The organism is Archangium sp. (assembly GCF_036389735.1).
Classification (GTDB): domain Bacteria; phylum Myxococcota; class Myxococcia; order Myxococcales; family Myxococcaceae; genus Archangium.
Map to the genome: position 1 here is coordinate 1 of NZ_DASVWK010000756.1, position 6459 is coordinate 6459.

A 6459-nucleotide genomic window follows, 5' to 3' on the forward strand; every position below is an offset into this window, starting at 1 on the left:
CCCTGGGGTCGGAGGCGGGGGGGAGGGCGGGGTCGCGGCCCTCGTCGGTGGACGTGGTGGAGGCGTACAGCCGGAGCGCGGGGACGCTGCACGTGGAGTTGGAGCTGGAGCAGTCCCGCACGGGCCAGGTACTGGCGGTGAAGGTGCTGGTGGGCTCCGGCAATCCGCTCTTCGATGCCTACGTCGTCGAGCACGTGCCCGCGTCACTGGCGGCACTGGGCCCCGCGCCCGAGCACTTCGCCGCGAGGACGAAGGGGCCGACGGTGCGCAGTGCGTGGGCCGTCGACGGGCACGTGAGCTTCGCGCGCACGCTCAAGGTCTCGAAGCTGGACGAGGTGGACGCCTCGGACGCGGCCTACCTCTCGGCGCTGCTGCCGTTGGGGCTGCTGTCGGGCAACTTCGAGGAGACGCGGGGCGAGGTGATCATCCCGGACTTCCGGCGACCGCACTTCGACATCAAGACGCGGCTCCTCCGGGTGTACGAGCAGTCCCGTCCTCAATGATTCCAGGGGCTTACACTGGAGAAACCCCCAGGAGGGCAGGGGAGCACAACCCGTGGCTCCTCTACCCGCCTGGTGACCAGCCCAGGAGCTACTAGGCGCTGGCGGTCTTCTCCGGGTTGATGTTGACGCCCTGCTTGCCGAGGTAGCCCATCGCCTTGTCCTTCACGTTGGTGCGCATCTCGGTGCCCGTCTTGGGCGCGAGCATGAGGGCGGCGATACCGCCCACGGCGCAACCGATGATGAAGGCGCCGGCGCCGGCGAACGAGCTACGGGCGGGCTTGTAGGTGGTGAGACCCATGTAGCGCAGCACGTTATCGACGTCGAAGTCGTCCCACTGGTCCTTGGCCGAATTGGGCAGGTCCTTGAGGATCTTCTTGGCGAGGTACTTCCGGTACATGTTGCTCTTCACCGCAAACTTGGCCTTCTTCGCGAACAGCATTCCGTCCTCCTCCTGGCCACAGCCATACGAAGGGTGGGCTTCCCCCACGGCCGCCGACCCTCGCGGGGAGCAAAGTAGGGAGGGGAGGCGGGGGTGGCACCCCCAGGGCAGCCTGCTCCCACCCGAGGGCGGGGGTAGGCGTCGGCTGGCGGTCAAAGGGGGGCCATGACGCGGCGTGCCCAAGCCGTCGAGTGAACGGAGACAGCAGCCAGGCGAGCACCTTTCTGCTATGCCCCCCGCCGCCATGTCATTCGACCAGAAGTTGCTCGAGAAGATCGCCCAGGTGGAGAAGGGCGGAGCCGAGAAGTACCACACCAAGAACCGCGAGACCGGCAAGCTGTTCGCCCGTGAGCGCATCCGGCTGTTGGTGGACGAGGGCTCGTTCATCGAGGACGCGAAGCTCGCCAACAACCTGGACGCGGAGCTGCCCTCGGACGGCGTCGTCATCGGGCTGGGCAAGGTGGCGGGGCGGCCGGTGGCGATCATGGCCAACGACTCCACGGTGAAGGCGGGGAGCTGGGGCGCGCGCACGGTGGAGAAGATCCTCCGCATCCAGGAGACGGCCAAGGCGCTGCGCTGTCCGCTGCTGTACCTGGTGGACTCGGCGGGCGCGCGCATCACCGATCAGGTGGAGATGTTCCCGGGTCGGCGGGGCGCGGGCCGCATCTTCTACAACGAGGTGCACCTCTCCGGTTACGTGCCCCAGGTGTGCCTGCTCTTCGGGCCGAGCGCGGCCGGCGGCGCGTACATCCCGGCCTTCTGCGACATCGTCATCATGGTGGACGGCAACGCCTCCATGTACCTGGGCAGCCCGCGCATGGCCGAGATGGTCATTGGCGAGAAGGTGACGCTGGAGGAGATGGGCGGGGCGAAGATGCACTGCTCGGTGTCGGGCGTGGGCGACGTGCTGGTGAAGACGGAGCAGGAGGCCATCGAGACGGCCAAGAAGTACCTGAGCTACTTCCCGGAGAACTTCACCCAGGCGCCGCCCCGGGCCGAGCCCAAGGAGCCCAAGAGCAGCGGCAAGCGGGTGGACGAGATCATCCCCGCGGATCAGAACAAGCCCTTCGACATGTATGCGCTCATCAACGAGCTCATCGACGAGGGCAGCTGGTTCGACGTGAAGAAGCTCTTCGCCCAGGAGCTGATCACCGGCCTGGCGCGCATCGGTGGGCGGCCGGTGGGCATTGTCGCCAACCAGCCCAAGTACAAGGGCGGTGTGCTCTTCGTGGACTCGGCGGACAAGGCGGCGCGGTTCATCTGGCTGTGCGACGCCTTCAACATCCCGCTCCTGTACCTGTCGGACGTACCGGGCTTCATGATCGGCACCAAGGTGGAGCGCGCGGGCATCATCCGGGCGGGCGCGAAGATGATCTCCGCGGTGTCCGAGGCCAGCGTGCCGAAGATCTGCGTGGTGGTGCGCAAGGCGTACGGCGCGGGGCTGTACGCCATGAGCGGACCGGGTTTCGCACCGGACGCCACCCTGGCGCTGCCCCAGGCGATGATCGCCGTGATGGGCCCCGAGGCGGCGGTGAACGCCGTCTTCTTCAACAAGATTCAGGAGAAGCCCGAGGCCGAGCGGGCCGCCTACGTCCAGCAGCTCCGGGACGAGTACCGTCAGGATGTGGACATCTACAAGCTGGCGAGCGAGCTGGTGGTGGATGAGATCGTCCCGGGCGACCGGCTGCGCAACGAGCTGTTGCAGCGTTATGAGCTGTATTCCCGGCGCTTCCAGCCCCGGGAGACGAAGAAGCACGGCGTCTACCCGGTGTAATGGCCCCCTCTCCACCCTCTGCTATACATCCCGACATGGACTTCGAACTTCCCGAGAGCCATCGAGCCCTTCAGTCCTCCCTCCGTGACTTCTGTGAGCGCAAGGTCAAGCCCTACGCGCGCGACTGGGACAAGGATGAGAAGTTCCCCATGCAGGTGGTGCGGGAGCTCGGTGAACTGGGTGTGATGGGCATGCTGGTCACCGAGGAGTACGGCGGTGCGGCGATGGACTCGCTGGCGGTGGCGGTGGCGGTCGAGGAGATCGCCCGCTACGACGGCTCGCTGGCGCTGACGGTGGCCTCCCACAACGGGCTGGGCACCAGCCACCTGCGCGTCTTCGGCAACGACGAGCAGCGGCGCAAGTACCTGCCCAAGCTCGCCACGGCCGAGTTCCTCGGCGCCTGGGGCCTGACCGAGCCCGGAAGCGGCTCGGACGCCGCGGGCATGAAGACCACCGCCGTGCGCAAGGGCGACAAGTGGGTGCTCAACGGGGCGAAGATGTTCATCACCCAGGGCACGGTGGGCAGCACCTTCGTGGTGCTGGCCGTCACCTCTCCGGAGAAGAAGCAGAAGGGCATCACCGCCTTCATCCTGGAGAAGGGGATGCCGGGCTTCAGCCAGCGCTCCATCCACGGCAAGCTGGGCATGCGCTCCTCGGACACGGCGGAGCTGGTGATGGAGAACGTGGAGGTCGCGGACTCGCAGCGGCTGGGCGAGGTGGACCACGGCTTCATCGACACGATGAAGATCCTCGACAAGGGCCGCATCACCATCGGCGCGCTGTCGGTGGGCCTGGCGCGCGGGGCGCTGGAGGAGTCGCTGCGCTACTCGCGCGAGCGCACGGCGTTCGGCCAGCCCATCTCCGAGTTCCAGGCGCTGCGCTGGATGTTCGCGGACATGAAGATGGAGACGGACGCGGCGCGGCTGCTGGTGCACCGCGCGGCGGCCCTGGCGGATGCGGGCCAGCCGTACAGCCAGGAGGCCTCGATGGCGAAGCTGTTCGCCTCCGAGGCCGCCACGCGCGCCTGCAACAAGGCGGTGCAGATCCACGGGGGCTACGGCTACACGCGCGAGTTCCCCGTCGAGCGCTACCTGCGCGACGCCAAGCTGTGTGAGATCGGCGAGGGCACCAGCGAGATCCAGCGCTCCATCATCGCGCGGGAAGTCTTCAAGAAGGCGTGATGGACACGGCCCGGCTGAAACAGCTCGGACTGGAGGTACGGGACGGGGGGCGGGGCCTGACGGCGCTCCTCTCCCTGACCGAGCCCCTGGACAACCCGGCGGGCCACCGCAAGGTGGAGCGGGTGGACTTCCGGGTGGAGGGAGAGCGGCTGGTGCCCGTGGCGCCGCCGGAGGTGGTGGGGCTGCGCCCCATCGCGCTCGGGGCGGTGCGGGAGGCGCGGGACGTGGAGGCGGAGGTGGCGGACGCCTTCAACGAGCACCTCTTCCACGTGCAGCGGCGCTCCGCGGAGCTCCAGGCCCTGGGGTTGAGCGCGCGGGTGGATCCGCACTCGCTGGTGCTGTCCACGGAGGTGTCCGAGCACGGGCTGACGCTGACGCTGGTGGCGGACCGGCAGGGCCACTTCCGGGTGTCGAGCGCGGTGCGAGACGGGCAGTCCCTGCCGCTGCCCCAGGCGCACACCTTCGAGCTGTCCGAGTTCCGCGAGCGGAGCGCGCTGGTGGGCTACCTGGCCGCGCTCTTCGGCGAGCAGGGGCAACAACCGGCGCGGCAGGCGGCGGGGGAGGGGCTGATCGGCTTCTCGGAGATCGTCCGGGCCTTCGGGCATGAGGCGCTCGTTCCCCCGCGCAGCGGCCTGGAGCTGCTGGTGCTGCTCGAAGTGGAGGGCAAGCCCTACCGTTTCGCGGGGGCGCGAGTGGCCGGGCGGACCTTCCGGGGTCTCCTGGCGGGGGCACAGGGCAAGGTGTGGGCGGAGCGGTTCGAACTGGATGATTTCCCCGGAGTGGTCCCCCTGGTGGCGAGCCTGCTGAAGGTTCCCGCCGAGGCCGTGAAGCTGGTCGGCGCGGGCCCTCCACAGGAGTAAGGATTTGGCAACGAAGGCGAGTCTCTCCCAGCGGGTTCTCGAGGGCGACGTGCGGGCCGCGTCGCGCCTCATGCGAAAGATCGACGACGGCGAGCCGGAGGCCACCGAGGCCCTGCGCGAGCTGTTCCCCAAGACGGGGCGGGCCTACATCATCGGCATCACCGGCTCGCCGGGCGCGGGCAAGTCCACGCTGACGGATCGACTGATCGCCCACCTGCGCAAGGCGGGCAGGACGGTGGGTGTCATCGCGGTGGATCCGACGAGTCCCTTCACCGGGGGCGCCATCCTGGGCGATCGCATCCGCATGCAGGACCACGCGACGGATCCAGGCGTGTTCATCCGCTCGCTGGCCACGCGGGGGAACCTGGGCGGGCTGTCGCGCGCCACGGGCGACTGCATCCGGGTGATGGACGCCATGGGGCGCGACGTCATCATCGTGGAGACGGTGGGCGTGGGGCAGGACGAGATCGACATCGCCCAGATGGCGCACACCACCCTGGTGGTGACGGTGCCGGGCATGGGGGATGACATCCAGGCCATCAAGGCGGGCATCCTCGAGGTGGCGGACATCTTCGTGGTGAACAAGTCCGACCTGGACGGGGCGGATCGGGTGGTGCGCGAGCTGCGGATGATGCTGGAGCTGCGCCACGCGGTGAAGGCGCCGCCCATGGACCATGACGCCCACCACCGGATGGTGCGCGCCAAGGCCGAGGGCACGCACGTGGAGGAGCCGGCGGGGCCTCGCGAGTGGGAGCCGCCCATCCTCAAGGTGGTGGCGGCGAGGGACTCGGGCGTGGACGTGCTGGTGAAGACGATCGAGGAGCACCGCGCCTTCCTGGATGAGACGGGTGGGCGCAAGGTGAAGGAGCGCACCCGGGCGGCGGCGCAGTTCGTGGCCCTGCTGCGCGAGCGGCTGCTGCGAGGCGCGCTGGCGCGACTGGAGCGGGAGCGAGGGCAGCTGGACGAGGTGGCCGGGCGCATCGCGGAGCGTCAGGCGGACCCCTACGCGCTCGCCGAGGAGCTCGCGAGCCAGCTGGCGGAGTAACTCGTGGCGAAGCTGCTACCCACCGAGCGGGTGAAGGCCCTGGAGGAGCGCCTCGGGACGACGTTCGCGCGTCCCGAGCTGGCGCTCACCGCGCTGACGCACAAGAGCTGGGTGAACGAGCACCGGGGCGAGGGTTTCCAGGACAACGAGCGGCTGGAGTTCCTCGGCGACGCGGTGTTGAACCTGGTCGTGGGCCACCGGCTGATGGAGCGTTTCCCCCAGATGAAGGAGGGGGAACTCACGCCGTTGCGCGCCCGCATCGTCAACGAGGAGGGCCTGTCGCGCATCGCCCGGCAGCTGGTGCTGGGGGATCTGCTCCAGCTTGGCCGGGGTGAGGAGCTGAGCGGAGGCCGGGAGAAGACCTCGCTGCTGGCCAACGCGCTGGAGGCGGTGTTCGCCGCGGTGTACTTGAGCGGTGGGCTGGAGCCGGTGATGGGGCTGGTGGACCGCCACTTCGGCGAGGCGCTGGACGGGGTGGCGCAGGCGCTGAGCCGGCAGGACTACAAGACGAAGCTCCAGGAGGCGGCGCAGGAGCACCTCAAGCTGACGCCGCGCTACCAGATCGTCTCCGAGACGGGCCCGGACCACGAGAAGATCTTCGAGGTGGAGGTGGCGCTGGGCCCGGACGTGTACGCGCGCGCCAGTGGCCGCAGCAAG

General features: G+C 69.0%; 6 protein-coding genes and 1 pseudogene. 6 read left to right on the plus strand and 1 reads right to left on the minus strand.

Features of this window, described 5'->3' with window-relative positions:
- Window positions 1-503 (plus strand): annotated as a pseudogene (locus VF794_RS26810) (hypothetical protein); the annotation flags it as partial.
- Window positions 504-594: 91 nt separating this feature from the next.
- Here the strand turns inward: VF794_RS26810 and VF794_RS26815 are convergent.
- The gene (locus VF794_RS26815; protein ID WP_331115213.1) at window positions 595-942 is read right to left on the minus strand and encodes a YtxH domain-containing protein; all 348 of its coding nucleotides are present in this window, start codon (window positions 940-942) and stop codon (window positions 595-597) included.
- Window positions 943-1186: 244 nt separating this feature from the next.
- Between VF794_RS26815 and VF794_RS26820 the strand changes: the two genes are divergently transcribed.
- The 5 genes from VF794_RS26820 to rnc form a co-directional block, all read left to right on the plus strand.
- Window positions 1187-2716: an acyl-CoA carboxylase subunit beta gene (locus tag VF794_RS26820; protein ID WP_331115221.1), complete on the plus strand. Its 1530-nt coding sequence runs from the start codon at window positions 1187-1189 to the stop codon at window positions 2714-2716.
- 35 nt (window positions 2717-2751) lie between these two features.
- Window positions 2752-3897 carry an acyl-CoA dehydrogenase family protein gene (locus VF794_RS26825; RefSeq protein WP_331115215.1) on the plus strand — a complete coding sequence of 382 codons (1146 nt, stop codon included), beginning with the start codon at window positions 2752-2754 and terminating at the stop codon, window positions 3895-3897.
- A complete protein-coding gene (locus tag VF794_RS26830) occupies window positions 3897-4757 on the plus strand; it encodes a hypothetical protein (RefSeq protein WP_331115223.1) in 861 nt (286 codons plus the stop codon). The genes VF794_RS26825 and VF794_RS26830 overlap by 1 nt, the downstream gene beginning before the upstream one ends.
- A gap of 4 nt (window positions 4758-4761) precedes the next feature.
- Entirely contained in the window at window positions 4762-5802 is a 1041-nt protein-coding gene (gene meaB, locus VF794_RS26835) for a methylmalonyl Co-A mutase-associated GTPase MeaB (RefSeq protein ID WP_331115217.1), read from the plus strand.
- Window positions 5803-5805: 3 nt separating this feature from the next.
- A partial coding sequence (rnc, locus tag VF794_RS26840; RefSeq protein ID WP_331115219.1) for a ribonuclease III occupies window positions 5806-6459 on the plus strand: 654 nt, incomplete at its 3' end.

Bases quoted from the DNA above. Each gene is read 5' to 3' on its own strand.
- VF794_RS26825 (WP_331115215.1), top strand. From the start codon at position 2,752: ATGGACTTCGAACTTCCCGAGAGCCATCGAGCCCTTCAGTCCTCCCTC.
- VF794_RS26815 (WP_331115213.1), bottom strand. From the start codon at position 942: ATGCTGTTCGCGAAGAAGGCCAAGTTTGCGGTGAAGAGCAACATGTAC.
- VF794_RS26830 (WP_331115223.1), top strand. From the start codon at position 3,897: ATGGACACGGCCCGGCTGAAACAGCTCGGACTGGAGGTACGGGACGGG.
- VF794_RS26820 (WP_331115221.1), top strand. From the start codon at position 1,187: ATGTCATTCGACCAGAAGTTGCTCGAGAAGATCGCCCAGGTGGAGAAG.